Origin of the sequence: Photobacterium piscicola (assembly GCF_900166965.1) — a bacterium.
GTDB classification, from domain to species: domain Bacteria; phylum Pseudomonadota; class Gammaproteobacteria; order Enterobacterales; family Vibrionaceae; genus Photobacterium; species Photobacterium piscicola.
Genome location: NZ_FUZI01000002.1, coordinates 175,276 through 201,767, shown reverse-complemented (window position 1 = coordinate 201,767; position 26,492 = coordinate 175,276). Strand labels below are relative to the sequence as shown.

23 protein-coding genes are annotated in these 26,492 nt (G+C 39.3%); 14 read left to right on the top strand and 9 right to left on the bottom strand.

Annotated elements, in window-relative coordinates:
- The first annotated feature begins 36 nt into the window (after positions 1–36).
- Positions 37–2,328 carry an arginine decarboxylase gene (gene adiA, locus CZ809_RS07145; RefSeq protein ID WP_080156741.1) on the top strand — a complete coding sequence of 764 codons (2,292 nt, stop codon included), beginning with the start codon at positions 37–39 and terminating at the stop codon, positions 2,326–2,328.
- A 72-nt stretch (positions 2,329–2,400) separates the two neighbouring features.
- Here adiA and yfaE read toward each other — a convergent pair whose 3' ends face one another.
- From yfaE to CZ809_RS21250, 5 genes are all read right to left on the bottom strand, one after another.
- Positions 2,401–2,697: a class I ribonucleotide reductase maintenance protein YfaE gene (yfaE, locus tag CZ809_RS07140; RefSeq protein WP_080156740.1), complete on the bottom strand. Its 297-nt coding sequence runs from the start codon at positions 2,695–2,697 to the stop codon at positions 2,401–2,403.
- Complete coding sequence (nrdB, locus tag CZ809_RS07135) at positions 2,694–3,827, bottom strand: class Ia ribonucleoside-diphosphate reductase subunit beta (protein ID WP_080156739.1); 1,134 nt, start codon at positions 3,825–3,827, stop codon at positions 2,694–2,696. The genes yfaE and nrdB overlap by 4 nt, the downstream gene beginning before the upstream one ends.
- 44 nt (positions 3,828–3,871) lie before the next feature.
- Entirely contained in the window at positions 3,872–6,139 is a 2,268-nt protein-coding gene (gene nrdA, locus CZ809_RS07130) for a class 1a ribonucleoside-diphosphate reductase subunit alpha (RefSeq protein ID WP_080156738.1), read from the bottom strand.
- A gap of 511 nt (positions 6,140–6,650) precedes the next feature.
- Positions 6,651–7,361, bottom strand: coding sequence for a bifunctional 2-polyprenyl-6-hydroxyphenol methylase/3-demethylubiquinol 3-O-methyltransferase UbiG (gene ubiG, locus CZ809_RS07125; protein ID WP_080156737.1), 711 nt, complete (start codon positions 7,359–7,361; stop codon positions 6,651–6,653).
- Between the two features lie 161 nt (positions 7,362–7,522).
- The gene (locus tag CZ809_RS21250; RefSeq protein ID WP_162841596.1) at positions 7,523–7,666 is read right to left on the bottom strand and encodes a hypothetical protein; all 144 of its coding nucleotides are present in this window, start codon (positions 7,664–7,666) and stop codon (positions 7,523–7,525) included.
- Between the two features lie 489 nt (positions 7,667–8,155).
- Here CZ809_RS21250 and gyrA point away from each other — a divergent pair, with 489 nt between their 5' ends.
- From gyrA to CZ809_RS07105, 5 genes are all read left to right on the top strand, one after another.
- Positions 8,156–10,822 carry a DNA topoisomerase (ATP-hydrolyzing) subunit A gene (gene gyrA, locus CZ809_RS07120; RefSeq protein ID WP_080156736.1) on the top strand — a complete coding sequence of 889 codons (2,667 nt, stop codon included), beginning with the start codon at positions 8,156–8,158 and terminating at the stop codon, positions 10,820–10,822.
- 125 nt (positions 10,823–10,947) lie between these two features.
- Complete coding sequence (locus CZ809_RS21165) at positions 10,948–11,097, top strand: hypothetical protein (protein ID WP_159447939.1); 150 nt, start codon at positions 10,948–10,950, stop codon at positions 11,095–11,097.
- Positions 11,090–12,172, top strand: coding sequence for a 3-phosphoserine/phosphohydroxythreonine transaminase (serC, locus tag CZ809_RS07115; RefSeq protein WP_080156735.1), 1,083 nt, complete (start codon positions 11,090–11,092; stop codon positions 12,170–12,172). The genes CZ809_RS21165 and serC overlap by 8 nt, the downstream gene beginning before the upstream one ends.
- A gap of 160 nt (positions 12,173–12,332) precedes the next feature.
- On the top strand, positions 12,333–14,339 hold the full coding sequence (locus tag CZ809_RS07110; protein ID WP_080156734.1) for an EAL domain-containing protein: 2,007 nt from the start codon (positions 12,333–12,335) through the stop codon (positions 14,337–14,339).
- A gap of 131 nt (positions 14,340–14,470) precedes the next feature.
- The gene (locus tag CZ809_RS07105; protein WP_080156733.1) at positions 14,471–15,196 is read left to right on the top strand and encodes a sulfite exporter TauE/SafE family protein; all 726 of its coding nucleotides are present in this window, start codon (positions 14,471–14,473) and stop codon (positions 15,194–15,196) included.
- A gap of 58 nt (positions 15,197–15,254) precedes the next feature.
- On the opposite strand, the gene CZ809_RS07100 is transcribed toward CZ809_RS07105, so the two are convergent.
- Genes CZ809_RS07100 through CZ809_RS07090 form a run of 3 tightly spaced genes read right to left on the bottom strand, consistent with a single transcriptional unit; the run spans position 15,255 to position 17,685 of the window.
- A complete protein-coding gene (locus CZ809_RS07100; RefSeq protein WP_080156732.1) occupies positions 15,255–15,779 on the bottom strand; it encodes a lipocalin family protein in 525 nt (174 codons plus the stop codon).
- Positions 15,780–15,797: 18 nt separating this feature from the next.
- Positions 15,798–17,045, bottom strand: a complete 1,248-nt coding sequence (locus CZ809_RS07095; protein ID WP_080156731.1) for a sensor histidine kinase — start codon at positions 17,043–17,045, stop codon at positions 15,798–15,800.
- Complete coding sequence (locus CZ809_RS07090; RefSeq protein ID WP_080156730.1) at positions 17,014–17,685, bottom strand: response regulator transcription factor; 672 nt, start codon at positions 17,683–17,685, stop codon at positions 17,014–17,016. Before CZ809_RS07090 ends, CZ809_RS07095 begins: the two co-directional genes overlap by 32 nt.
- A 100-nt stretch (positions 17,686–17,785) precedes the next feature.
- Between CZ809_RS07090 and CZ809_RS07085 the strand changes: the two genes are divergently transcribed.
- Positions 17,786–18,916: a DUF5666 domain-containing protein gene (locus tag CZ809_RS07085; RefSeq protein WP_080156729.1), complete on the top strand. Its 1,131-nt coding sequence runs from the start codon at positions 17,786–17,788 to the stop codon at positions 18,914–18,916.
- Positions 18,917–19,045: 129 nt separating this feature from the next.
- Here the strand turns inward: CZ809_RS07085 and CZ809_RS07080 are convergent, their stop codons facing one another.
- Positions 19,046–19,474 (bottom strand): nucleotide triphosphate diphosphatase NUDT15, encoded by a 429-nt coding sequence (locus tag CZ809_RS07080; protein WP_080156728.1) that lies wholly within the window; start codon positions 19,472–19,474, stop codon positions 19,046–19,048.
- A gap of 173 nt (positions 19,475–19,647) precedes the next feature.
- On the opposite strand from CZ809_RS07080, the gene aroA reads away from it, so the two are divergent.
- The 7 genes from aroA to pyrF all read left to right on the top strand — a co-directional run bounded on the left by aroA (position 19,648) and on the right by pyrF (position 26,437).
- Entirely contained in the window at positions 19,648–20,928 is a 1,281-nt protein-coding gene (aroA, locus tag CZ809_RS07075) for a 3-phosphoshikimate 1-carboxyvinyltransferase (RefSeq protein WP_080156727.1), read from the top strand.
- Between the two features lie 212 nt (positions 20,929–21,140).
- On the top strand, positions 21,141–21,818 hold the full coding sequence (cmk, locus tag CZ809_RS07070; RefSeq protein WP_080156726.1) for a (d)CMP kinase: 678 nt from the start codon (positions 21,141–21,143) through the stop codon (positions 21,816–21,818).
- A 124-nt stretch (positions 21,819–21,942) separates the two neighbouring features.
- Positions 21,943–23,613 carry a 30S ribosomal protein S1 gene (rpsA, locus tag CZ809_RS07065; RefSeq protein WP_080156725.1) on the top strand — a complete coding sequence of 557 codons (1,671 nt, stop codon included), beginning with the start codon at positions 21,943–21,945 and terminating at the stop codon, positions 23,611–23,613.
- Positions 23,614–23,693: 80 nt separating this feature from the next.
- Positions 23,694–23,984 (top strand): integration host factor subunit beta, encoded by a 291-nt coding sequence (gene ihfB, locus CZ809_RS07060; RefSeq protein ID WP_036795301.1) that lies wholly within the window; start codon positions 23,694–23,696, stop codon positions 23,982–23,984.
- A 128-nt stretch (positions 23,985–24,112) separates the two neighbouring features.
- The gene (locus CZ809_RS07055) at positions 24,113–24,397 is read left to right on the top strand and encodes a LapA family protein (protein ID WP_080156724.1); all 285 of its coding nucleotides are present in this window, start codon (positions 24,113–24,115) and stop codon (positions 24,395–24,397) included.
- A gap of 6 nt (positions 24,398–24,403) precedes the next feature.
- A complete protein-coding gene (gene lapB / locus CZ809_RS07050; RefSeq protein WP_080156723.1) occupies positions 24,404–25,573 on the top strand; it encodes a lipopolysaccharide assembly protein LapB in 1,170 nt (389 codons plus the stop codon).
- A 153-nt stretch (positions 25,574–25,726) separates the two neighbouring features.
- Positions 25,727–26,437, top strand: coding sequence for an orotidine-5'-phosphate decarboxylase (gene pyrF / locus CZ809_RS07045; RefSeq protein ID WP_080156722.1), 711 nt, complete (start codon positions 25,727–25,729; stop codon positions 26,435–26,437).
- The last annotated feature ends 55 nt before the right edge of the window (positions 26,438–26,492 follow it).

Sequence of the window (26,492 nt, the reverse complement as noted above, 5' to 3'; positions counted from 1 at the left end):
AATTTTAATTATTATTCTGATATTAAAGGATTGTATATGTTGAATTATGGTAAGCATATGAGAGTGCTAATTTTTGATAACTCTCAAGCTACAGGTGTGGTTGCAAATGCTATCGATCGATTAGTTGAACAATTTGAAGATGAATCGATTATTGTTGCCAAAGCATCTACTTACGATGATTGTTATTCGATGCTAAACGTTAATATGGCCATTGATTGCTTTATGTTGACATCGAGCATGACGGGGCAGCAACAAGAAGAGAATGATATGTTCTTTTCTTTGATTGAAAAATTAAACCAACGCCAACAAGGAGTCCCTGTTTTCTTACTCGCGGAACGTAAGAAAATGACCTTAACCGTTGATCGTCACTTGATGTCATTAGTGAGTGAGTTTGCATGGATTTTAGAAGATACCTCTGATTTTATGGCTGGGCGTGCGATTGCAGCGATGCAACGTTACCGTGATCAGCTATTACCACCATTGGCAAATGCCATGATGAAATATGACAGTGTTCATGAATATTCATGGGCAGCTCCCGGTCATCAGGGCGGTGTCGGTTTTCTTAAAACACCAGAAGGTCAGCGGTTTTATAATTATTATGGTGAAGGGCTGTTCCGTTCAGATATGGGGATTGAGCGAGGTTCTTTAGGATCATTACTTGATCATACGGGGGCTTTTGGTGAAAGTGAAGACTATGCCGCCAAAGTCTTTGGTGCTGATAAATCTTATTCCTTGGTAACGGGTACTTCAGGTGCTAATCGCACTATCATGCAGATTTGTATGCGCGAAAATACGCTCGCAATTTGTGATCGAAATTGCCATAAATCGATTGAACAGGGGTTGATGTTAACCGGGGCATTGCCTGTTTATATGGTGCCAACCCGAAATCGCTACGGCATTATTGGTCCGATTTATCCCGATCAAATGTCACCTGAAGGGTTAAAAAAATCGGCACAAAGTAGCGAACTAACAAAAGATCTTGCGGGTGGAATGGCCACATATGCTGTTGTTACAAATTGTACTTATGATGGTTTATGTTACAACGCAAAGCGTGCACAAGATATTTTAAGTGAGAGTAGTAACCGTATTCACTTTGATGAAGCATGGTATGGCTATGCACGTTTCAACCCTATTTATACCGATCATTTTGCTATGCGAGGTGAGCCTCAAGAAATGCCAGATGACGGGCCAACGGTTTTTGCCACTCATTCAACCCATAAATTATTAAATGCGCTTTCTCAAGCATCATGGATTCATGTACGCTATGGTAAAGATCATATTAATTTTGAACGCTTTAATCAGTCATACATGATGCATGCAACTACATCGCCACTATATGCTATTAGTGTTTCAAATGATATTGCAGTGTCACAAATGGCGGGTAACCGTGGTGAATCATTAACCAATGAAGTTATCAAAGAAGCGGTAGATTATCGTCAGGCAATGGGACGTTTACACCGTGAGTTTGTCGCTGATGGTGATTGGTTCTTTAAACCATGGAATGCAGAATCTATTATTGATCCTGATACTGGGATTGAATATGGTTTTGAGGATGCTCCTGCAGAATTATTAGCAACAACACAAGATTTTTGGATCATGAAACCGGGTGATAAGTGGCATGGTTTTGACGATATTCCTAAAGATTGGTGCATGCTCGATCCGATTAAGGTCAGTATCTTAGCGCCAGGAATGGGGGATGATGGCAAGTTACTTGATACTGGTGTTCCCGCCGCGTTAGTGACCCAATATTTAACCCGTTTTGGTATTGTGCCAACCCGTACCACGGATTTTCAAGTGATGTTCTTATTCTCAATGGGGATAACCAAAGGTAAGTGGGCGACTTTAGTTAATACCTTGCTGAGTTTTAAAACCCATTATGACAACAATACCCCATTAAAATCAGTGTTACCTGATTTGGCTGCGAGTCATCCGAAAGTGTATGGTGATTTAGGGCTGAAAGATTTGGGTGACAAAATGTTTACTTATTTAAAAACCCATACCCCATCAGAAATGTTGAATGCGGCTTATTCGACGTTACCCAAAGCGGATATTACTCCTCGTGCTGCATTTGAAGCTATTGTGGATGATAATGTAGAAATGGTGCCATCCAATAAACTGCAAGGGCGTATTGCTGCAAATGCTGTTATTCCGTATCCACCGGGTATTCCGATGCTAATGTCTGGTGAGAACTTTGGTGATGCCAATAGCCCTCAAATCGGTTATTTGCACAGTTTAGAAATTTGGGATAAAGAATTCCCAGGCTTTGAACATGAAACGGAAGGGACTGAAGTTGAAGATGGTGTTTATCATGTAATGTGTGTGAAGTAGTTAGTTACACCACTTACAAACAATAAAAAATAGCTCTTTATTGTTCATCTTGATCTAAATAATCAGATAACGTTAAAGGGCTATTTTAGTTTTAAAAGGTTGTTGAGTATTTAATTGGTAATCAAAATTAATTTCAATATTTTGTTGTGGTATTGAACAACAACTTAAAACTTCATTTGGGCCAACAAAAGCCAATGTTTCTGGTTGAGTTACTGTGCCTGAAACGAGTTTGCAACGACAAGCGCCACACATGCCATTGCGACATTGATATTCAGGTTTAATACCGGCTTTTTCTAACTGGGTTAATAAAGGTTCGTGGCGATTACCACAAACCTTAATACCGTTAACCGTAATGGTTAGTTGACTCACAACTCAAAGTCACCAAGATCATCAGCGCTAATATCATTGTCGATTTGACCAACAAGATAGGAGCTGATTTCGGCTTCTTGAGGTGCAACTTGTACGTTATCTGACGATAACCAAGAGTTGATCCATGGAATTGGATTTTGGTTGGCACCATCATAAGCAGAGCGTAAACCAACTGCTGCCATACGTAGATTTGTGATGTACTCAACGTATTGACACAAAATCTCTTTGTTTAGGCCAATCATAGAGCCATCTTTGAACAGGTATTCAGCCCACTCTTTTTCTTGCTCAGCTGCGGCTTTAAAGATGCTAAAACATTCTTCTTCACATTCTGCTGCAATGATTGCCATTTGTGGATCGTCATGGCCATTACGCAACAAGTTCAACATATGTTGAGTACCTGTTAGGTGTAATGCTTCATCACGTGCAATTAGCTTTATAATTTTCGCATTGCCTTCCATCACTTCACGTTCAGCAAAAGCAAATGAACATGCAAAGCTGACATAGAAACGGATCGCTTCTAATGCATTGACTGACATTAGGCACAAGTACAGTTTCTTTTTGATTTCATGTAAATCAACAGTGAAAGCAATACCATCGGCAGAATGCTGACCTTCACCGTAACGATGATAGTCATTGGTTGCTGTGATTAAATCATCATAGTATTTAGAAATGTCACCAGCACGCTTAATGATGTGTTCGTTACGAACAATATCATCAAAAATAATCGACGGATTATTCACAATGTTACGAATAATATGTGTGTAAGAGCGTGAGTGGATCGTTTCTGAAAACGACCATGTTTCAATCCATGTTTCTAATTCTGGCAGTGAAACGATTGGCAATAATGCGACGTTTGGGCTACGTCCTTGAATAGAATCAAGTAATGTTTGGTATTTTAAATTACTGATGAAAATATGTTTTTCATGATCGGGTAAATTATTGTAATCAATGCGATCACCCGATACATCAACTTCCTCTGGACGCCAAAAGAAAGATAACTGTTTTTCGATAAGTTTTTCAAAAATTTCAAATTTTTGCTGGTCATAACGCGCAACATTAACAGATTGCCCAAAGAACATTGGTTCTTTAAGTTGATCGTTGCTTGTTTGACAAAAAGTACTGTAGGCCATGATATCCTCAAATCAAAGGGGAGCCATCGGCTCCCTTTTAATATTTAAATTTTACAACTTGTACAATCATCATCACTTAGATCGCTTTGGCTGTCTGCTGCGCCATCGCGAGTGTTATGGTAGTACAGTGTCTTAACACCTAATTTATAAGCATTTAGCAGATCTTTTAATAGCAGTTTCATTGGAACTCTGCCGCCAGGTTGCTTACTTGGGTCATAGTTCGTATTTGCTGAAATAGCCTGATCAATAAACTTCTGCATAATGCCAACAAGTTGTAGGTAGCCATCGTTGCTGCCAATGTTCCAAAGTAACTCATAGTTGTCTTTGTATTTAGCAAACTCAGGAACAACTTGCTTGAGGATACCATCTTTCGATGCTTTAACGGAAACGTATCCACGTGGCGGCTCAATACCATTAGTCGCATTTGAAATCTGCGATGATGTTTCTGATGGCATAAGTGCAGAAAGGGTTGAGTTACGCAGACCATGAGTTTTGATCTCTTCGCGTAATGTTTCCCAATCATAATGTAAGTCGGCACTGCAAATATTATCGATTTCTTTTTTATAAGTATCGATAGGTAAAATACCCTGGGCATAGGTCGTTTCGTTAAATAACGGACATGGACCTTGCTCTTTGGCTAAATTTACCGATGCTTTCAATAAGTAATATTGAATCGCTTCAAAAGCTTCATGGGTTAGATTATTCGCACTACCATCAGAGTAACGTACGCCATGTTTAGCGAGGTAGTAAGCGAAGTTAATTACACCAACACCTAAAGTACGGCGATTCATGGTCGAACGGCGTGCTGCTGGTAATGGGTAGTCTTGATAATCTAATAGTGCATCAAGTGCACGAACCGTCAGCTCTGCTAGTTCTTCTAAGTCATCTAAGCTATCAATCGCACCTAAGTTAAATGCAGATAATGTGCATAATGCGATCTCACCATTTTCGTCTTCAACATTCTTTAATGGCTTGGTTGGTAATGCAATCTCAAGGCATAAGTTTGATTGACGAATTGGCGCTATTGCAGGATCAAATGGACTGTGCGTATTACAGTGGTCAACGTTCTGAATATAGATGCGACCTGTTGAAGCACGCTCTTGCATCAATAATGAAAACAATTCGATTGCTTTGATCGATTGTTTTTTGATGCTGTCGTCTTGCTCATACAAGTTATATAGGCGTTCAAATTCAACTTGGTCTGCAAAAAACGCATCGTATAGCCCAGGAACATCAGAAGGAGAGAATAATGAAATATTCTGGCCTTTGATCAAACGGGTATACATTAGACGGTTGATTTGTACACCGTAGTCCATATGACGAACACGGTTTTCTTCAACACCACGGTTATTCTTTAACACTAATAGTGATTCAACTTCACGGTGCCAAATAGGGTAGAACAATGTTGCTGCACCACCACGAACACCACCTTGAGAACAGCATTTAACTGCTGTTTGGAAGTATTTGTAGAAAGGGATACAACCAGTGTGGAATGCTTCACCACCACGGATTTCAGATCCTAGTGCACGAATTCGACCTGCATTAATCCCAATCCCTGCCCGTTGTGATACATAGCGTACAATAGAGCTTGCTGTTGCGTTAATTGAATCAAGGCTATCATCACATTCGATCAATACACATGAGCTAAATTGACGTGTAGGTGTACGTACACCAGACATAATCGGTGTAGGTAATGAAATTTTGAATGTTGATGAAGCATCATAAAAACGCTTAATGTAATCAAGACGCGTTTCTTTTGGATATTTATTAAATAATGCAGCTGCAATTAATAAATACAGGAATTGTGCACTTTCAAAAATTTCACCAGATACTCGGTTTTGAACGAGGTATTTACCTTCAAGTTGTTTAACCGCAGCATAAGAAAAATTCATGTCGCGCCAGTGATCGATAAACGTATCCATCACTGCAAATTCTTCTTCGGTGTAATCGTCAAGTAGATGACTATCGTACTTACCTTTTTCAACCAAGTTTTTTACATGGTTAAATAATGTTGGTGGCTCAAATTGACCATAGGCTTTTTTACGAAGGTGGAAAATTGCCAATCGAGCAGCAAGGTATTGGTAGTCTGGCGTTTCTTCTGAGATCAGATCTGCCGCAGCTTTAATGATAGTTTCGTGAATATCATCAGTACGAATACCGTCATAAAACTGGATGTGTGACTTGAGTTCGACTTGGGATACCGAGACATTTTCTAGGCCTTCTGCAGCCCAGTCTATAACACGGTGGATCTTGTCGAGATCTATAAGTTCTTTACGGCCGTTGCGCTTGGTAACTGTTAGTTGTTGAGTCATTTGTTATTATTTTCCCAGTTTTCCTTGCAGATGATATTTTTTTGCAATTTATCTATTAGATTAGCAAAGAATGTGATCTTTATTTTAAATATTGTTATTCGGCAAAAACACTACATGTTGGGGTGTTGAGCGAAAGTGCTTACAAGATAGTGGTGAATGCGTGGTTTTGCAAGATGGTATTTTTTGAGCAGCTGTGGATAACATGGGGATTTCAATAAAAAAGTTAGTACCAACTCACTGATGCAGCGAATAGCATCAAATAGATAGTAAAAATCAATGCTTTTTCAGTTATTTTTTTAGATAAATAAAATTTATTTTTATTGCTTTTTTAGAACGAATTTGAGTCAGTGAAATGGTGAATTTTTAGCTAAATAAGATATTAATAACCCTTGATCTTACTGGTTTTTTTTGGTCACTAGAATAATAAAGGCTTGGTGTTTGTTAGTAGAATGTAGCTAAAGGAGAAAAACTGATCTCCTTTAATATTGATAGTGACATTAGTCGGGATTAATTACATTGGTTTAATTGTATGGACGATATAATTCACATCAACGTTATTACCTAGACTATAGATGTTAGTCAGAGGATTGTAGTGAAGTCCAATAATATGACGATCTTGTAATGGTGTTTTATCTACCATAGCGATGAGTTCTGATGGGCGAATAAACTTTTGATGATCATGGGTACCTTTCGGTACTAGTTTCATGACATGTTCAGCGCCAACAATTGCAAATAAATATGATTTAATATTACGGTTTAATGTAGAAAAGAACACATGCCCGCCAGGTTTGACCATTTTTGCACATGAAGCAATGACCGATGCGGGATCCGGAACATGTTCAAGCATTTCCATACAGGTAACGACATCGTAAGCTTGGTGATGATGCTCAGCATGCTCTTCTGCCGTACATTGAACATAGTCAAGTTTGGCACCTGTTTCTAAAGCATGTAACTTAGCGACCATTAATGGTTCTTTACCCATATCAAGTCCAGTTACATGGGCGCCTTCAATCGCCATGCTTTCAGCTAAAATGCCACCACCACAACCCACATCGAGGACTTTTTTGCCAAATAAACCATTAGCATGGTCAATGATATAATTTAAACGTAAAGGGTTAATTTGGTGAAGCGGTTTAAATTCACCTTCAAGATCCCACCAACGCGAAGCTATTTGTTCAAACTTTTCGATTTCTGCAAGGTCAACATTACGTGATTTGGTCATTTTAGTGGTGCCATTTTCCTTAATTGATAACGGCTATTATGCGAAATAAACGAGTCGATGCAAAGAATAACTGTAGTAAACACAAATAGAAAAATCTGATGACCATCATCGTTAGGATGCGGCTCGCCAAGCACAGTAGTATTACTTGGCGATATCACAAATTACTCATTAAAACTGCTAATTGTTGCAGGAATGAGTTCAGGTGAGAAAATACCGCCAAATAGGGTGGTAATCGCAAGTATGAGCATTAGAATGTATTTACCAATAATGATTGATAGACCAATCACATTAATTGCTGTACCCATGACTTTATCCTCAGTGACTCTATGCGAATGTGGCATAGAATGTTCAATTGAATGATATTGTTATTTGTAACATCAACATCTTTACTAGTATTAAAATATATTCGTGGTACTTATGTTTTATCATCGACAATAGTGTGCGCAATATTAATGATGAATAAATGGTCAAATGTCGCATTTTTGATTTTATTTTGTTAATTTTAAGCTGTTCCATATATAAAGCGGTGTTACATCTTGTTTTTACAAATGGTTACATACTCTGTAGGTTAAAAAGAGTAGTTTAAGATAGTTGGTATAATGAACAATAAATAAACAGTGATGTGTGATTAATCCTCAGATGTGACGATGTTTGTTTCTGTTTTCTATAAATTCCGCTAAATTACTCATAACATAAGTCGTGAAAGGTGTGCCTATTAGGGCTGAAATATGCTATATTATTGCACCTTGCACGTATAAAAATACGACAGAAATTACCTGAGGGATATTGGCTCCATGAGCGATCTTGCAAAAGAGATCACGCCCATAAATATTGAAGAGGAGCTGAAAAGCTCTTATCTCGACTATGCGATGTCAGTTATCGTTGGTCGTGCTCTTCCTGATGTGCGTGATGGCCTTAAGCCTGTGCACCGCCGCGTTTTATTCGCGATGAATGTGCTAGGCAATGACTGGAATAAAGCATATAAGAAATCTGCCCGTGTGGTAGGTGATGTTATCGGTAAGTATCACCCACACGGTGATAGTGCTGTATACGATACTATTGTACGTATGGCGCAACCGTTCTCACTTCGCTACATGCTCGTAGATGGTCAAGGTAACTTCGGTTCAATCGATGGCGACTCTGCCGCTGCGATGCGTTATACCGAAGTCCGTATGTCTAAAATTGCCCATGAATTATTGGCTGATTTAGACAAAGAAACGGTTGATTACGTTCCTAACTATGATGGAACCGAGCAAATACCAGCTGTTTTACCAACAAAGATCCCTAACTTATTAGTGAACGGTTCTTCTGGTATTGCGGTAGGTATGGCAACGAATATACCACCCCATAATCTTGGCGAAGTGATTGACGGTTGTTTAGCGTATATCAATGATGAGAGCATCACTATTGATCAGCTAATGGAATATATTCCAGGCCCTGACTTCCCAACTGCTGCGATGATCAATGGCCGTAAAGGTATTGTTGATGCTTACCATACTGGTCGCGGTAAAGTTTACATGCGCGCCAAAGCTGAAATCGAAACTGAAAAGAATGGTCGTGAAACCATTATTGTTCATGAGATTCCTTATCAAGTTAACAAAGCGCGTTTGATTGAAAAAATTGCTGAGCTTGTTAAAGATAAAAAAGTTGAAGGCATTAGCGCATTACGTGATGAGTCTGATAAAGACGGCATGCGTATTGTTATCGAATGTAAGCGTGATGCGGTTGGTGAAGTTGTTCTGAACAATCTTTATGCTCAAACGCAATTGCAAACAACATTTGGTATCAACATGGTTGCGCTTGATAATGGCCAACCAAAGATCTTTAACCTTAAAGAAATGATTAAGTGCTTCGTTAATCACCGCCGTGAAGTGGTGACGCGTCGTACTATTTTTGAATTGCGTAAAGCGCGTGATCGTGCTCATATTCTTGAAGGTTTAGCGCTTGCTCTTGCAAACATCGACGAAATTATTGAATTAGTTCGTAATGCAAATACACCAGCAGAAGCTAAAGCAGCACTTGTTGCTCGTGGCTGGCAGTTAGGTAATGTTGCAGCGATGCTTGAGCGTGCAGGTACTGATGCTGCGCGTCCAGATTGGCTAGAAGAGCAATTTGGTATTCGTGATAATCTATACCACTTAACTGAGCAACAAGCACAAGCTATTCTTGACCTTCGCTTACATAAGCTAACGGGTCTTGAGCACGGCAAAATTCTTGAAGAATATAAGCAACTTCTTGAAGAAATCGCTGAGCTTATGTTTATTCTATCAAGCTCTGAGCGTTTGATGGAAGTGATCCGTGAAGAATTAGAGCTAGTGAAAGAACAGTTTAACGATGAACGTCGTACTGAAATCACAGCGGCAAGCAATGATATTGATTTAGAAGATCTGATCACTAAAGAAGATGTTGTTGTTACGCTTTCTCACGAAGGTTATGTTAAGTATCAAATTCTAAGCGATTACGAAGCACAGCGTCGTGGTGGTAAAGGTAAAGCAGCAACGCGCATGAAGGAAGAAGACTTCATTGAACGTTTGTTGGTAGCTAACACCCATGACACGATTCTATGTTTCTCAAGCCGCGGTCGTATGTACTGGCTGAAGGTATACCAATTACCATTAGCGAGCCGTACTGCTCGTGGTAAGCCAATTGTGAATATTTTACCACTAGAAGAAGATGAGCGTATTACTGCGATTCTTCCTGTGCGTGAATACACAGAAGACAAGTTTGTCTTTATGGCAACCGCTGATGGTACGGTGAAGAAAACGCCATTAACCGACTTTAGTCGTCCTCGTAGTGCCGGTATTATTGCCGTAAACCTACGCGAAGGCGATTCATTGATTGGTGTTGATGTTACTGATGGTGACTGCGATATCATGCTGTTCTCAGCATACGGTAAAGTAGTGCGTTTCTACGAAAGCCCAGTGATTGATGCTGAAGGCAATGCGAAAGGTGGTGTTCGCGGCATGGGTCGTACTGCGGCTGGTGTGCGTGGTATCAAACTTGCAGAAGGCGATAAAGTTGTTTCACTAATTGTGCCACACAACGAAGGTGATATTCTTACAGTAACTGAAAATGGTTATGGTAAGCGTACTGGCCTTGCTGAGTACCCGGCGAAGAGCCGTGCCACTCAAGGTGTAGTTTCAATTAAAGTCTCTGAGCGTAACGGTAGCGTTGTTGGTGCTGTTCAAGCTGAAGACGGCGACGAATTTATGATGATCACCAATGGTGGTACATTAGTTCGAACTCGTGTTGCTGAAGTTAGCCGTGTAGGTCGTAATACTCAAGGTGTTACACTTATTCGTACTGCTGAAGACGAAAAAGTTGTTGGCTTACAGCGTATTGATGAGCCAGCAGAAGTTGAATTAATTGAAGATGCTGAATTAGTTGATGGTGAGACTGTTGAAAATACAGAACTACCAGCAACAGATGCAGAATCAGGTGATTCAACCGAGCAAGAGTAAGCCCTATAGTGCTTTATTCTGAACAAGACGCAGCCAAATGGCTGCGTTTTTTTTTGCCTACATATTTATAAACAACGAATCGCTAATTAACACTTTAAAGTTACGCAATAAAGGTGTAAAAATAAATGAATGATATCTGTCACAATGTTGAGATTTATCTTTACTGTCTGTTTTGTAATGCTAAAAGTAGTACCGATTGTGATGCTATTAGCTTTATGAAGCAGTTAATTTTTATTTTGTCACTCGAGCAGGAGCAAGTACAACATTATGGATAAGGTTTATAACTTTTGTGCCGGTCCGGCAATGATTCCCGCAGATGTTATGGCGCAAGCCCAGCAAGAATTAATTAACTGGCAGGGTTTAGGCACTTCCGTTATGGAAATCAGCCACCGTAGTAAAGAGTTTCTTGCGGTTGCCGCTCAATCAGAACAAGATTTACGTGATTTACTGAATATTCCTGCTAATTACCATGTCTTATTTTGTCATGGTGGCGCTCGTGGTCAATTTGCGGCTGTGCCTCTTAATTTATTAGGTGAAGCAACCACCGCAGATTATATGGATGGTGGTTTTTGGGCTCACAGTGCTGTTGAAGAAGCAGCAAAATATTGTCAGCCTAATAATGTTGATATCACCTGTATAAAAGAGGGCAAAAAAGCCATTTTACCTGCAACAGAATGGTCACTTTCTGATGATGCTGCGTTTGTGCATTTTTGTCCAAATGAAACTATCGATGGCATAGAAATTCGTGATTTACCGATAACGAACAAACCGATTGTCGCTGATATGTCATCCACTATTTTATCTCGCCAAATTGATGTCTCTAAATATGGTGTTATTTATGCTGGTGCCCAAAAGAACATTGGTCCTGCAGGATTAACCATTGTTATTGTGCGTGATGATTTATTAGGCAAAGCTAAATCAATTTTACCGAGTATTTTAGATTATACGGTATTGGTTGATAAAGAATCGATGTTTAATACTCCACCGACGTTCGCATGGTATTTAGCGGGTGAAGTATTTAAATGGCTTAAAAGTGTAGGTGGTGTGGCTGCAATGGAACAACGTAATCTTGCGAAAGCAAAATTATTGTATGATTTTATTGATCACTCTCATTTCTACATTAATAATGTTCATGCGGATAACCGCTCAATCATGAATGTACCATTTCAATTGAAAAACTCGAATCTTGATGAGGCATTTTTAGCTCAAGCCGATGCCGCTGGCTTAAAAGCATTGAAAGGCCACCGTGTTGTCGGTGGTATGCGTGCTTCAATTTATAATGCGATGCCTTTAGAGGGCGTACAAGCATTGGTTGATTTTATGCAGAAGTTTGAAAAAAATAATGCGTAAACGCTAAACGCTAAACGCTATTGCTAGGTAGAATACACACATTATGTGTGTATTTTTTTAGCTTTATTTTAGAACAGTAATAACTCGTTACACTCTTTTTGCTTGAGCATTTACTATTGCTCTATATAATCCAGACCCCTTCTATTGTGACTGTGAATATATGAGCAAAAGATCAATATTAAAATCATATTACAACGATTATATCCGTGATATTTCTATTGTTTTTTTATTGTTACTGCCTTTAATTATTTGTAATGCAATTACATTATTTGTTGGTTATGCGTTAAAGTGGGTTGAGCTAAGTGAATTAGCTAATCATTTTTTTTATTTTTCTAATTTATTAATTGGTATCTACCCGATAGCACTATGCTTAATCACTAGTTACTATCTGGCCACCAAACATGGCGTTAATGCTATGGTTGTTGTGCCATATTCACTATTACTATTAATTGCAGTCTCCGTTCCCAATGGCTTAGTCTCTGATCATAACGGGTTGCCTAATAACCCACTTGTGGCACTGCTTTCAGCTATTATTTCTGCATCATGCTGTATTTCCTTTCGTCTTTTTCCGCTCGATCCTTCTCGATTAGATTTTGTTAGTACGCTGTATAAGCATGTATTACATTTTTTTTGTTTTCTTTTATTAACCGTAGGGTTAGAAGAATTAACTAAGATTGTGATCTCGTTTAGTCAAAATATACATAATTATATTGCTCCAAATCCATTGACGTTTTATGGCGGCTTAGCCTATCAATTTATTTTGGGTTTATTAGGTGCAATTGGTATTAATGGACATAATTTTCTTTTTAGAACAAAGCAGCAATTATTTGAAGTTACTCAACAAAATATTGCTGATTGGCAAGCAGGAGAAGCCCCTTTAAATGTGCTAGGGCAGGGGTTTTATGATGCTTTCTTATCGATGGGCGGCTCTGGAAATATGATCAGTCTGCTGTTTTGTATTTTATTATTTTCAAAAGAAAGACGACATATCACATTAGCACTATCAGCATTGCCGTTGGTTATTTTTAATATCAATGAATTATTACTGTTTGGTTTGCCGATTATTTTTAATCCAATATTAATTGTCCCTTTTGTTTGCGTGCCTTTGGTAAGTTTTGTGGTGGTATATGGTGCGATATCATCTGGATTAGTACACCCAGTGACAACCATTGTGGAATGGATGACACCTCCTTTTCTTAGTGGTTATGTCGCCACTCAGCACAGTGTCTCTGGCGTGATATTACAGGTAATTGTGGTTGTTATTGGGATTATTATTTACCGCCCATTTTATCTGCATTATGCAGGGAAAAGTCGTTCTAATAATACCTCGATAAGTCAGCAATATGAGCTTGGACGTAGTACGCTTAAATCATTTTTGGGTGATGTGAATCAAGCCATGGCGAGTTATGTGAGTAAGCATGATATTAGCCGCCGTGTTAGTCGTATGTTGAGTCATGGTGAGTTTGTGATGTTTTATCAACCTCAAATTAATTTAAATGATGATAAAGGATTATCGTTTGAGTCACTGATTCGTTATAAAGATGTCGATGGTAAAATATTACCACCATTATTTATTCAAGATTTTCAACAAATCGGAGCGATGAAGCAACTGGATAAAATGGTTATTGATTTAGTGCTAAAAGACATGCAAAAAATGCCTCTTGATAATGGCTGCAAAATTGCAGTTAATATTTCTGCTGAAACAATGTCAGATAAACATATTATTGCCTATCTTGTGGAACGCTTAAGTTTTTATTCTATTTCACCGTTGAATTTAGAAATAGAAATAACAGAAGAAGCCATACTTGAAGATGACAAACAGGTATCAGAAAATATTGAGGTATTGCAAGGATTAGGAATAACGGTTGCCATTGATGATTTTGGTTCGGGTTATGCGTCTTTCCCTCATTTATTGAAGTTTAACTTTGATAAAGTAAAGTTAGATCGCGCTTTATTGGGCAATATCGAACACGATCGTGAAAAAAACTTATATCAGCTGCTGGCTAAAATAAGTGAAGTGACAGGTTGTATATTAGTTGCTGAAGGGGTTGAAAACGAAGCAGAAAAACAGTTTGTGCAGCAGTGTGGTATTCATATCTGCCAAGGATTCTATTTTGCTAAACCGATGGCATTTAATGATGCTTTAACATGGTTTAAAAATGTTTAGCTCAGTCACTTAAGCAAAACTTGATAAGAGTGCTTATCAATCTAAGCTTGCATTTGTTAAGTGTTAATTGTTCTTTATGGGTAAAAATAAAGTGTAGGATCTAAAAGGGAATTTCCCCTTATAAGAATGTTATGGATCCTGTTATTTTTATTACTTGCTTGCTGGTTTTTATTGGCGGGTGTTTCATTCAGAGTACGATTGGTTTTGGTATGGGGGTCCTTGTTGGTCCTTTTATTCTTCTGCTTGAACCACGATTAATGCCGTGCGCAATCATTTTTATTGGCATGTTTATGTCCGCAATTGTGTGGTATCAATATCGTCACGCTTTATCGCTTCGTTTTTTGGTTTTTGCTTTTTTAGGGCGTTTGCCCGGTATCTTTATTGCCGCTTATGTATTAATGGTGATCTCTACTGATCAATTGGAAATTATGCTGGGTGTAACGGTATTAGGGGCGGTTATATTGAGCTTTGCAAAGTTACGTTTAGCTCCCACACCTCGTAATTTATTTATTGGTGGTTTTATTTCAGGGATCACTGGCACCACTACAGGTATCGGTGGACCCGTTATTGCTTTACTAATGCAAAATGAAGAACCTGAAAAAATTCGAGCAAACTTAGCTGCATTTTTTTGTTTGACGAATATTGTATCACTGACTGCGCTACATTTCTCTGGCCGTTTTTCGATGGCTGATTTCAATACGATTGTCTGGTTGTTACCTGCACCTATTATAGCGAGCTTGCTTGCTTATCGTGTGCGTAATAAAGTTAAAAAACAAGTAATGCAATATGGTGTGTTAGGACTTTGCTCGTTATCTGCGGTTGTTGCATTATCACAAGGCTTTCATCTTTTTAATTAGGCATTAGCACAGTAATGCCTAATGTATTGATGAATATTAGTCGTTACTGATTTCTCTGTTATTGCTGTGGGTAAATGAGCTTCTCAATCTCAAATCCTGCAAGTTTAGCGCGATTAAGATAACGTTCGAGTATCACAGGATCGAGTTTTTTGCTTCGTGATAATATCCATAGATAGTCGTAATTATAGCTACTGACTAATGCGGCTGAATAATCATCTTCAAGTGCAAAGATAATATAGCTGCCATAAAAAGGGCCAAAGAAAGATACTTTAAGATGGCCAAGATTTGGTTGGTCAACAAATTTAGCTTTGCCTTGTGCCTGTTGCCATTGTTGATTAACACTATTAAAACCACTGTTTATAACTTTAATTGTATTATTAGTTTCTAAACTATAAATGGCGGTAACTTGATCTAAGTTTCGTTCAAAGCTGTGGTCTAATCGTGCTATTTCATACCATTGTCCTAAATAACGATTGATATCAAAATTAGTCACTGGTTGAACATTATTGGGTTTTCCTGTTGTACAGCCTGCCGTTATGCTTAATAAGATAACGCCACAAAACCATTTTATATAAGTAAGCATCCCTTCCTCCTTATTTGATTATTTTGAAGCTAAAAAAACCACTTCAGCAGTAAATGTTACCTCATTATCTGTCACTGTAAATGCCCATTGCATACGTTCACAAATTCTCTGCACTATCACTAATCCACAGCCATAGCCCTGATTATAAATTTCATTACCATCATGGCGGTTGATAATAGTAAGGCGATCATGGGCTAGTTTTATTTCTATATCGCCAATGCTATAGCTAAAGGCATTTTTTATCAGATTATTAATAATGATAGTGATGAAACTTGACGGCGCACTAATTGTGGCTGAGTGATTGATCTCAAGATAGTAGCTGGCATCCTGTTTGGCAAATAAGGGTTCCATTATCAATAATTGTTGGCGGAGTTCATGTGCTAAATCACAGTGACTAAAGTGATGGCTTTCAATCGATTCTTTACCTAATAATAAGAAGGTTTCAGTGAGTATCCGCATATCAGCACTGGCTTGATATAATCTATTGATGGCTTTTTTTGCGACATTAGGTTGATTGGGAACTTTATTGAGTAAATCTGTCGAACCTTGAATGATCATTATCGGGGTTCTTAGCTCATGGGATGCAAAACGGCTAAATTCTTTTTCACGTCGAAAAAAACCAGCAATGTTATTTTTACTATCAAGTAATGCTTGTTCAATCTTTCGCGTTTCACGAAATTGAGTTTCAACTTCAAAATTGGGTTGGTCAGGGGGCATTTGACGAATTTTTTGATCTATTTTTGCTAATGGTTGCGATAGTGAGCGTATAAAATAAAAACTATAGCTTCCCATGACGAATGATAATAATAAGCCAAATATAAACGTGAAATAATGCAGGTTATCTTCATAATCATCAAGGTAATCATCGGCATCATCTTGATAGACAACGTACATTAGCCCACGACCTGAAGGATGATCAAACACTAAAAAATGTTTATCTTCAGTACCTCGTAAATGTTCAAAAAACCCGGGTTGGTTATATCTTTTTAGCCAATCAGGTAACGAACGTTCACTCCAATAGCTCTTAAATTCACTATTGTTTGGCAGCGGTGCATCATCACCCATTGTTTTATAGTCGATAACATATTGGCTTGATTCTTTATCTAGCCAATGATGAAGACTGATCACTTCTAGTTGGTTTTCTGCGACATAAATAACAGCCCAGAATAAAATAAACATGCCAAAAGTCATTAACCCAAAACTTAAACTGACTTTTCGATAAATACTAGGAAAACTAGGCAGTTTTGATGCGGTAACCTTGTCCATGAATCGTCTCTAATCGTGAAGTAGTGAAGTTTTTATCAATGGCATTGCGTAAGCCATAAATATGGCTGCGCAGGGCATCGCTAGAGGGGGACTCTTCGCCCCAGACCGCGTCAATGACTTGCTGACGAGTCACAATATTAGGAGCGTGATGCAATAAAACTTTAAGAATTTTAAATTGAATGCGGCTAAGTTTAATCGTTTTCCCATCACGACTGACTTCATCACTGCGGTTATTCATCACCAGATCGGCATATTTTAATAATCCAATATCTTGACGAGGCCCACGGTTAGCTAAGGCACGAAGTCGTAGGCACAGTTCTTCCATTGCAAAAGGTTTTAATAAATAATCATCACCACCAGCTTTAAAAGCGGCAACTTTATCGTCTAGGGTATCTTTGGCGGTTAAAAAGAGAATAGGAGTGCCACAATATAGATCGTTACGAATTTTTTGAACGGCAGCAATACCATCTATTTTAGGCATCATAATATCCATGATGATGACGTCATAATGGTTATTTTCAATAAAAGTTAACGCGGCTTGACCATGATAAGCGCAATCTGCCGTCATCCCTTCTAGCTCTAAGTAATCGGCAATCGTTTCAACAATTTGATGGTTATCATCAACAATAAGAATTTTCATCTTTTTAGTTAGACTCTTCACGAATATTTCACGTTTGGCGTTTTAGTATACTTACCAATAAAACAATATTCATAATTTATTAATAAAAAGGTCTGTATTCATGAACAAAATCACACTGGCAGCACTGATTGGTCTAATTCTTACGGGTTGTGGTGGTGGCGGCGGTGATGATAGTGGTTCACCTCAGCCACCTGTTGAGACCAAGCCTCTAGCCGTTCAAGGTACAATTAATGCAGTGAATGTTTCAGCGAACACCATTGAAGTTAACGGTTATAGTTACGATGTGGCATCTGTCGCGTATGGTGCGGATACTCAGTACTCAATAAAAGATCTGCAAAAAAATATGATGGTAGCTATTTCTACTTCATCAAAAGCCGGTGCTTTAGTGCAATTAGAGCCAACTATGGTTGGTATGGTTACTCATATTGATCGTGCTAACTCAACATTTGTCATTAATGGCGCAACATTAACCTTTAGTCTTGATCAAAATATTGACGTTAATGATTGGGTGATGGTGTCATCATTACCCCAAGCGACTGAAACTGGTTTGGGCTATAAAGTACTTTCAGTGGTGAAATTTGAGCATGAAGGTATTGCTAATCATTATGAGATTGAAGGGCAAATTTCGAATTTGACGGATATTCAATTTAATCTTGGTGCTGGAACAAATGTTGATTATAGCAATGCTAGAATTGAAGATAATGCAACATTACAAAATGGTCAGTGGGTAGAAGTTAAAGGTCAAATGGTTGGTGACACCTTTGACGCCTCTGAAGTGGACGTTGAAACTTACGATGCATCTGATAATGATAATGAAATCGAAGGTGTTGTAACCTGGGTTAGTAATGATAAGTCTCAGTTTGAATTAAACGCTCGCGGTCGTTTTATGGTAACAGGTTCAACTTATTTTGAAGACGGCACGAAAGCAAATTTAAATATTGGGGTGATGGTTGAAGTTACTGCCGTAAATGGTATTGCTCGTGAGATAGAATTTGAAAATGACTTCGATGGTGAGACTGGTAATCAATGGCGCGAGTTTGAAGATAAAGGCATAGCATCAAGTATTGCTGATAAAGGCACCTTTACTGTAAATAGAAACTTGATCCATATTGATGCTTATACTGAGTTTGATGACGGCTTAAATGAAGATAACCTTCATGACCAACGCATTGAAGTTGAAGGTATAATTATTAACGGTAAAAAAATTGCACGTGAAATAGAACGTGATTAAATAACCTCGAACCTCGAACCTCGAACCTCGAACCTCGAACCTCGAACCTCGAACCTCGAACCTCGAACCAAAAGCGCCTATTGCTCAGGCGCTTTTTGCGTTTTAGAACGGTTGGTTTATTTATAGTGACTACTCGTTGATGCAAAACCGTTGTTCTAAGTAACATCGAATTGACTGCTCACTGGCATCAAATTGTGGCGAAGGGACTTGAGTTGGATTTACCCATTGCCATCCTTCACATTTATCTGGTTCTTTTAATGTTAATTCACCGCTGAACTCAGTAGTAAGTAAGGCGACGCTGATATAGTGCTTGCCTGATTCTGAATAGGTAGCAAGATTATTGGTTACAGCAATCACTTGTGGTTGATAGATGGTGAGCCCTGTTTCTTCCTCCACTTCACGAATAGCGCATTGACTAAAGGTCTCACCTAGTTCCATATGTCCACCAGGTATAGAGTAATAAGGTGCATGACTATTTTTACGTTTGCCAATTAAGATTTGACCATGTTGATTAACGATAATAACGCCAATTCCAACCATGGGGGTTATTGCACTCATTATGACCTCAAGATTATTGTTGCTATATACAAGCACTTTACCGTAATTGTGGTGTAGATACTGGCATAATGTTCAATAGTGGCGATAAAATTTAAAAAAACTGCCGCTAGATAACTGTGACATTATTGGGTACTCTGCTAGACAAGAAAAAATTAGGATTGGAAGAATAATCAATGGAAAGTTTAACCTTACAGCCGATTGCAAAAGTAAATGGTGAAGTCAATCTCCCTGGCTCTAAAAGTGTTTCAAACCGCGCACTGTTATTAGCCGCTTTAGCACAGGGAACAACACGTTTAACCAATTTGTTAGACAGTGATGATATTCGTCATATGCTGAATGGATTACAGCAACTTGGTGTAAATTATCGTTTGTCGGCAGATAAGACCGAATGTGAAGTTGACGGTTTAGGTCATGCTTTTACCGCGATACAGCCGCTTGAATTATATTTAGGTAATGCCGGAACAGCGATGCGCCCATTGGCTGCCGCACTGTGTTTAGGTGCGGGAGAGTATACGCTGACGGGTGAGCCAAGAATGAAAGAACGTCCGATTGGCCATCTTGTTGATGCATTACGCAGTGCTGGCGCTAGTGTTGAATATTTAGAAAATGACCATTATCCACCACTGAAAATTGTAGGTACTGGGTTATCTGGTGGTGAAGTTGAAATTGATGGTTCTATCTCAAGTCAATTTCTCACGGCATTTTTGATGGCAGCGCCTTTGGCTCAGGCAGATACCGTGATTAATATTAAAGGTGATTTGGTTTCAAAGCCTTACATTGATATTACATTGCATATTATGGCGCAGTTTGGTGTTCTAGTTGAGAATCGTGATTACCAACAATTTGTGGTGAAAGGGGCTCAACAATATCAATCACCAGGTGAGTTTTTGGTTGAAGGTGATGCATCATCGGCATCTTATTTTTTAGCGGCAGCTGCGATTAAAGGTGGCGCGATAAAAGTAACCGGTATTGGTAAAAACAGTATTCAAGGTGACATTCAATTTGCAGATGCACTTGCCAAAATGGGGGCGAATATTGAATGGGGTGATGATTATGTCATTGCGCGTTGTGGTGAATTAAAAGCAATTGATATGGATTTTAATCATATTCCTGATGCTGCAATGACTATTGCAACCACAGCCTTGTTTGCTAAAGGAACAACGTCAATTCGCAATGTGTATAATTGGCGTGTAAAAGAGACCGACCGTCTTGCTGCTATGGCAACAGAATTACGTAAAGTGGGTGCAGAAGTGGAAGAGGGCGAGGATTACATTGTGATCACTCCGCCAGCACAATTAAAACATGCTGAAATTGATACTTATGATGATCATCGCATGGCAATGTGTTTTTCGCTGGTGGCATTAAGTGATACAGCTGTCACTATTAATGACCCTAAATGTACCTCAAAAACATTCCCTGATTACTTCACTAGACTTCAAGGTTTAAGTGTGTAGCGTTGAATGATTAATTATTGATTTCTAAGTTTACATCTATAGTTGCCTTATAGGATTACTCAGAGTTTTTAATTAGTGTAAAAAGGTATGATAGAAAAGGGAATAACCCTATAAATCTTAGATTTTTTTCCGTATAATGTGCCACCGTTTGATGGCTAACCTTAATTAAGGTTAAGTTGCTGCTATTACGGACACCTATTCGGAGAAAACTTATGTCTACTCATGCTCCAGTCATTACTGTTGATGGGCCTAGTGGTGCAGGTAAAGGCACACTATGTATGCTGTTAGCAGAAAAGCTTGGCTGGAATCTGCTTGATTCCGGTGCTATTTACCGTGTTCTTGCACTTGCAGCACTTCATCATGGCGTAGATACTGAATCTGAAGATGCTTTAGTCCCTCTCGCTGCACATCTTGATGTTCAGTTTGTTGCTGAAGGTGAATTGGTTCGAGTTATTCTTGAAGGTGAAGATGTTTCTGATACACTTCGTACTGAAAAAGTAGGCAATGCAGCATCAAAAGTTGCAGCATTACCACGCGTGCGTGAAGCATTATTACGCCGTCAGCGTGCATTTAATGAGCAACCGGGTTTGGTTGCCGACGGGCGTGATATGGGTACAGTTGTATTCACATCCGCGGAAGTGAAGATCTTCTTAGATGCCAGTGCTGAAGAACGTGCAACTCGTCGTATGAATCAGTTGCAAAAAAAAGGCTTAGATGTTAGTTTTAGCAGCCTTTTAAGCGAAATTCAGGAGCGAGACTACCGCGATCGCAATCGTGCTGTAGCGCCTTTACGCCCTGCTGATGACGCTTTAGTGCTTGACTCAACTGAGATGTCAATTGAACAAGTGCTTGAAAAAGTCTTGGCATATGTTGATGTTAAGCTAAAATAAACGAATCCATATTTAGTCGCGTAAGCGGCTAAATAACGTCGGTGTCACGGATGATAACTGACTTTATTATCAACCCCATGCGGTAGGATACCCATGGTTGTTTATCATATTGAAGATTAATTAAATGACTGAATCTTTTGCTCAACTCTTTGAAGAGTCGCTAAACCAAGTTGAAACTCGCCCAGGTGCAATCGTTAAAGGTACTGTAATCGCTATCGAAAACGGTTACGTACTAGTTGACGCTGGTCTAAAATCTGAGTCATCTATTCCTGCTGAAGAATTCAAGAACGCTGCTGGCGAACTAGAAATCGAAGTTGGCGCTCAGGTTGACGTTGCTCTTGACGCGATCGAAGATGGTTTTGGTGAAACTAAGCTTTCTCGTGAGAAAGCTAAGCGTCACGAAGCTTGGATCCAGCTTGAAAAAGCTTATGAAGATGCTGAAACAGTTGTTGGTATCATCAACGGTAAAGTTAAGGGCGGCTTCACAGTTGAACTTAACGGCATCCGTGCGTTCCTACCAGGTTCTCTAGTAGACGTACGTCCAGTTCGTGACACTGCTCACCTAGAAAACAAAGAACTTGAGTTCAAAGTAATTAAGCTTGACCAGAAGCGCAACAACGTTGTTGTTTCACGTCGTGCTGTTATCGAGTCTGAGAACAGTGTTGAGCGTGATGAGCTACTTGCTTCTCTACAAGAAGGCATGGAAGTTAAAGGTATCGTTAAGAACCTTACTGACTACGGCGCATTCGTTGATCTTGGCGGTGTTGACGGTCTTCTACACATCACTGACATGGCTTGGAAGCGTGTTAAGCACCCTTCTGAAATCGTTAATGTTGGCGATGAAATCAACGTTAAAGTTCTTAAGTTCGACCGTGAGCGTACTCGCGTATCACTAGGTCTTAAGCAACTTGGCGAAGATCCATGGGTTGCAATCGCTAAGCGTTACCCAGAAAGCACTAAGCTTACTGGTCGCGTAACTAACCTTACTGACTACGGCTGCTTCGTTGAAATCGAAGAAGGCGTTGAAGGTCTTGTTCACGTTTCTGAAATGGATTGGACTAACAAAAACATCCACCCATCTAAAGTTGTTAACGTGGGCGACGAAGTTGAAGTTATGGTTCTTGATATCGACGAAGAACGTCGTCGTATCTCTCTAGGTCTTAAGCAGTGTAAAGCTAACCCATGGCAGTCATTTGCAGAAATGCAAGCTAAGGGCGACAAAGTAACTGGTAAGATCAAGTCAATCACTGATTTCGGTATCTTCATCGGTCTTGAAGGCGGCATCGACGGTCTAGTTCACCTATCTGACATTTCTTGGAATGTTTCTGGTGAAGACGCAGTTCGTGACTTCAAGAAAGGCGACGAAATTTCTGCAGTAGTTCTTGCAGTTGACGCAGAGCGTGAGCGTATCTCTCTAGGCGTTAAGCAAATCGAAGAAGACCCATTCAACAGCTTCGTAGCTGACACTAAGAAAGGTGCTCTAGTAACTGGTAAAGTTATTGCTGTTGACGCTAAAGGCGCAACTGTTGAGCTAGCTGAAGGTGTTGAAGGTTACCTACGCGCTTCTGAAGCATCTGTAGACCGTGTTGAAGACGCAACTCTAATTCTTGCAGTTGGCGATGCTATTGAATCTAAGTTCACTGGCGTTGACCGTAAGAACCGCGTAATCAACCTTTCTGTACGTGCTAAAGACGTTGCTGAAGAGCAAGAAGCAATGGCTACACTAAACAAAGCAGACGATGCTGCGTTTGGTAACGCTATGGCTGACGCTTTCAAAGCTGCTAAAGGCGAATAATTGAGCGTTGAGGGAAATCGCTTTAGCTTTTTCCCTCTAAACGGCTATACTATTGAGAAACTTACTAAAACGGAGTGTTTATGACAAAGTCTGAATTAATTGAAAGACTGTGTAGTCAACAAACACATCTTTCTGCCAAACAGGTAGAAGATGCAATCAAGGATATTCTTGAACATATGGCGAACACACTTGCAGAAGGTGATCGCATTGAGATCCGTGGCTTTGGTAGCTTCTCTTTGCATTACCGTGCTCCTCGCGTTGGCCGTAATCCAAAGACAGGTGATAAAGTTGAGTTGGACGGCAAGTACGTTCCTCACTTCAAGCCAGGAAAAGAATTACGTGACCGTGTTAATGCATCGATAGCTGCTTAACCGCGAATAGAACAAAAAAACGGCATACACTCTGTATGCCGTTTTTTTATGTCTATAGATCATGGTTTGATCGGTAAAATTACTGCATAATCAGTAATTATAATTTAGATTTAGTGAGAGGATTCACGATGAAGATTTTAGGAATTATTGTTCTAGTAGCTGCCTTTTTGATCACTCTGGCTCTTGGTGCGCAAAATCAAATAATGGTTAATTTTGATTATTTAGTTGCTCAGGGTGAATTTCAGCTTTCTACGTTATTAGGAACAGCATTTGGTGCTGGCTTTGTTATTGGTTGGGTAATTTGTGGTACTTTATACCTAAAAGCACGATTTGCTAAAAATCGTTTAACGAAGAAAGTAGCGAAGCAGCAGCAAGAACTTGACCAGCTTCGTGCTCAGCCTATTAAGGAATAAGAATTAATGCTTGAATTGTTGTTCCTACTTTTACCTATTGCTGCCGCTTATGGTTGGTACATGGGTAACAGGAGCGCAAGTAACCAAAAGCAAGAAAAGTCTGACCACTTATCTCGCCAGTATGTAACAGGTCTTAATATGCTGTTATCAGATCAGTCTGATAAAGCAGTAGACCTGTTCATTGAATTGCTTCAGGTTGACAGTGAAACTATTGATACTCATCTTGCTTTAGGAAATCTATTCCGTAGCAGAGGAGAGGTTGATCGCGCCATTCGTATTCACCAGAATTTGATAGCAAGGCCGAATTTATCGATTGAGCAACGTAACTTATCATTACAGCAGTTAGCTAAAGATTATATGGTCGCTGGTTTTTTTGATCGCGCTGAACGTATTTTTGAACAGTTGTTGGATGAGCCAGACTATCGTAAGCCAGCCTTACAACAATTATTAGCTATTTACCAACAAACCCGTGAGTGGGAAAAAGCCATTGAAATGGCCACTCAGTTGGTGAAATTAGGCAAGACCAAATTAAAGCATGATATTGCCCATTACTGGTGTGAACTTGCGATGCTTGAGCTCAGCGCTCAAAATCAAGATAAAGCCATTCAGCTATTAAAAAAAGCACTATCAGTAGATAAACATTGTGTACGCGCATCCATTGTTGTTGCCAAAATTCAGGTTAAACAACAAGAATATAAGCAAGCGGCAAAAACATTAGAGCGGATATCAGAGCAAGATATTGAGTTTGTTGGTGAAGCTTTGCCTCTGTTACTTGAGTGCTATGAGGCGATGAATAATCAAACCGCATGGCTTAAGTATTTACAGCATTGTGTTGATCAAAAAGCAGGGGCGAGTGCAGAACTCATGCTCGCTGATGAAATAGCAAAACACGATGGTGCTGTAACGGCGCAATCTTTTATGACACGCCAACTTCAAAAAAATCCAACTATGAAAGGCTTTTATCAGTTGATGGAATACCATCTTGATGAAGCTGAAGAAGGTCGTGCAAAAGAAAGTTTAACCAGCTTACGTCACTTAGTTGGTGAGCAGCTTAAAGTAAAACCTCGTTACCGTTGTCGTCAATGCGGGTTTGCAACGCATGCTTTGTATTGGCAATGTCCTTCTTGTAAAAGCTGGGGACAAATAAAGCCAATTCGAGGACTTGATGGTGAATAATTGCCACCGTTTGTTTATATCATATTAAAACCAGTGCAGTAATGTACTGGTTTTTTTGTAGTTGTAGCTATCAAATTTAATCAATTGATGTAAAATCCTGCCGGCGGTGGGATAACCGCTCAGTGGATATATTTAGAGATAATAGGAGCCTCAATGCTAGACGCTAAAGTAACAGACCCTAAAGTAATCGTTGCCCTTGACTATGATAATCATAATGAGGCACTCGCTTTTGTCGATCGTATTGAGCCGGGAAGTTGTCGCTTAAAAGTCGGCAAAGAAATGTTTACTTTTTTTGGCCCTGATTTCGTGCGTCAATTGCATGATCGGGGCCATTCTGTATTTCTGGATTTAAAATTTCATGATATTCCAAACACCTGTTCAAAAGCTGTAAGAGCTGCTGCTGAATTAGGTGTATGGATGGTAAATGTGCATGCGAGTGGTGGTGAACGCATGATGACGGCATCACGTGAAATCCTTGAGCCGTATGGTAAAGATCGTCCATTGTTAATTGGTGTTACAGTGTTAACCAGCATGGAAGCCAGTGATTTAGCGGGTATTGGCATTGCATGTCAGCCACAACAACAAGTATTAAACTTAGCGACATTGACTAAAAATAGTGGTCTTGACGGTGTTGTTTGTTCTGCACAAGAAGCGAGTTTATTAAAAGCTAAACTTGGGCAACAATTTAAGTTAGTAACACCTGGCATTCGTCCTGTAGGAAGTGAAGCGGGTGATCAGCGTCGTGTGATGACGCCAGTTGAAGCTGTCGCTGCTGGATCTGATTATTTAGTGATTGGTCGTCCTATTACTCAGGCAAGCGATCCTGCAGCAGTATTAGCCGCAATCAATAAAACATTGGTATAAATTTAATGTATTAAGCAAACGATAACGCCAGTATTTTTCACCTTAATAACGTGAG

Excerpts from the sequence above, each read along its gene's own strand:
- adiA (WP_080156741.1), top strand. The coding sequence starts at position 37 with ATGTTGAATTATGGTAAGCATATGAGAGTGCTAATTTTTGATAACTCT.
- nrdB (WP_080156739.1), bottom strand. The coding sequence starts at position 3,827 with ATGGCCTACAGTACTTTTTGTCAAACAAGCAACGATCAACTTAAAGAA.
- nrdA (WP_080156738.1), bottom strand. The coding sequence starts at position 6,139 with ATGACTCAACAACTAACAGTTACCAAGCGCAACGGCCGTAAAGAACTT.
- ubiG (WP_080156737.1), bottom strand. The coding sequence starts at position 7,361 with ATGACCAAATCACGTAATGTTGACCTTGCAGAAATCGAAAAGTTTGAA.
- CZ809_RS21250 (WP_162841596.1), bottom strand. The coding sequence starts at position 7,666 with ATGGGTACAGCAATTAATGTGATTGGTCTATCAATCATTATTGGTAAA.
- gyrA (WP_080156736.1), top strand. The coding sequence starts at position 8,156 with ATGAGCGATCTTGCAAAAGAGATCACGCCCATAAATATTGAAGAGGAG.
- CZ809_RS21165 (WP_159447939.1), top strand. The coding sequence starts at position 10,948 with ATGAATGATATCTGTCACAATGTTGAGATTTATCTTTACTGTCTGTTT.
- serC (WP_080156735.1), top strand. The coding sequence starts at position 11,090 with ATGGATAAGGTTTATAACTTTTGTGCCGGTCCGGCAATGATTCCCGCA.
- CZ809_RS07110 (WP_080156734.1), top strand. The coding sequence starts at position 12,333 with ATGAGCAAAAGATCAATATTAAAATCATATTACAACGATTATATCCGT.
- CZ809_RS07105 (WP_080156733.1), top strand. The coding sequence starts at position 14,471 with ATGGATCCTGTTATTTTTATTACTTGCTTGCTGGTTTTTATTGGCGGG.
- CZ809_RS07100 (WP_080156732.1), bottom strand. The coding sequence starts at position 15,779 with ATGCTTACTTATATAAAATGGTTTTGTGGCGTTATCTTATTAAGCATA.
- CZ809_RS07095 (WP_080156731.1), bottom strand. The coding sequence starts at position 17,045 with ATGGACAAGGTTACCGCATCAAAACTGCCTAGTTTTCCTAGTATTTAT.
- CZ809_RS07090 (WP_080156730.1), bottom strand. The coding sequence starts at position 17,685 with ATGAAAATTCTTATTGTTGATGATAACCATCAAATTGTTGAAACGATT.
- CZ809_RS07085 (WP_080156729.1), top strand. The coding sequence starts at position 17,786 with ATGAACAAAATCACACTGGCAGCACTGATTGGTCTAATTCTTACGGGT.
- CZ809_RS07080 (WP_080156728.1), bottom strand. The coding sequence starts at position 19,474 with ATGAGTGCAATAACCCCCATGGTTGGAATTGGCGTTATTATCGTTAAT.
- aroA (WP_080156727.1), top strand. The coding sequence starts at position 19,648 with ATGGAAAGTTTAACCTTACAGCCGATTGCAAAAGTAAATGGTGAAGTC.
- cmk (WP_080156726.1), top strand. The coding sequence starts at position 21,141 with ATGTCTACTCATGCTCCAGTCATTACTGTTGATGGGCCTAGTGGTGCA.
- rpsA (WP_080156725.1), top strand. The coding sequence starts at position 21,943 with ATGACTGAATCTTTTGCTCAACTCTTTGAAGAGTCGCTAAACCAAGTT.
- ihfB (WP_036795301.1), top strand. The coding sequence starts at position 23,694 with ATGACAAAGTCTGAATTAATTGAAAGACTGTGTAGTCAACAAACACAT.
- CZ809_RS07055 (WP_080156724.1), top strand. The coding sequence starts at position 24,113 with ATGAAGATTTTAGGAATTATTGTTCTAGTAGCTGCCTTTTTGATCACT.
- lapB (WP_080156723.1), top strand. The coding sequence starts at position 24,404 with ATGCTTGAATTGTTGTTCCTACTTTTACCTATTGCTGCCGCTTATGGT.
- pyrF (WP_080156722.1), top strand. The coding sequence starts at position 25,727 with ATGCTAGACGCTAAAGTAACAGACCCTAAAGTAATCGTTGCCCTTGAC.